This is a genomic window from Streptomyces millisiae, assembly GCF_031845425.1.
GTDB classification, from domain to species: Bacteria; Actinomycetota; Actinomycetes; order Streptomycetales; family Streptomycetaceae; genus Streptomyces; species Streptomyces millisiae.
This window is the reverse complement of record NZ_JAVREM010000287.1, coordinates 1-458: the sequence shown is the minus strand read 5'-3', so window position 1 is coordinate 458 and position 458 is coordinate 1. Positions and strand designations below refer to the sequence as shown.

Below are 458 nucleotides of genomic sequence, written 5' to 3'. Positions count from 1 at the left end.
AGCCCATGGAGATCGGTGCCGAGCTGGAGTGGAGCGCCGAGGCGTGGAGCGAGGTGCGCACCCGCGCACAGCGGGCCGGGCGCGCCTATATCTGGCTGAATCTGGTCGAACAGCGGTTGCGTGCGGTGGTCGCCGCGGTGCTCCGGCCGATCTACGAGCCGGTGCACGGCGACGACTGGGTGGTGGCCGCCGCCGGACCCGCCGGACAGGAGTGGGTGCAGCGCGCCGTCGCCGTACGCGAGGTCTCGCGCCGCAAGGGCTATCTGCTGGACCCGGCCGACGACAACGTCCTCAGCTTCCTCACCCTGCCGCAGCTGCGCGAGCTGATGGTCCAGCACTGGCCGTGCTTCGAGCCGTACTTCGACGACCGCCGGGATGTCGAGCTGGCCCTCGACGAGCTGGAGGTGACCCGTAACGTCGTCTCCCGCAACCGCGCGCTGAACGAGGCGGTCCTCGCC

General features: G+C 71.0%; 1 protein-coding gene. It reads left to right on the top strand.

The annotated features are described in order from the left end of the window. A partial coding sequence (locus RNC47_RS36710; RefSeq protein ID WP_311605208.1) for an SAV2148 family HEPN domain-containing protein occupies positions 1–458 on the top strand: 458 nt, incomplete at both ends.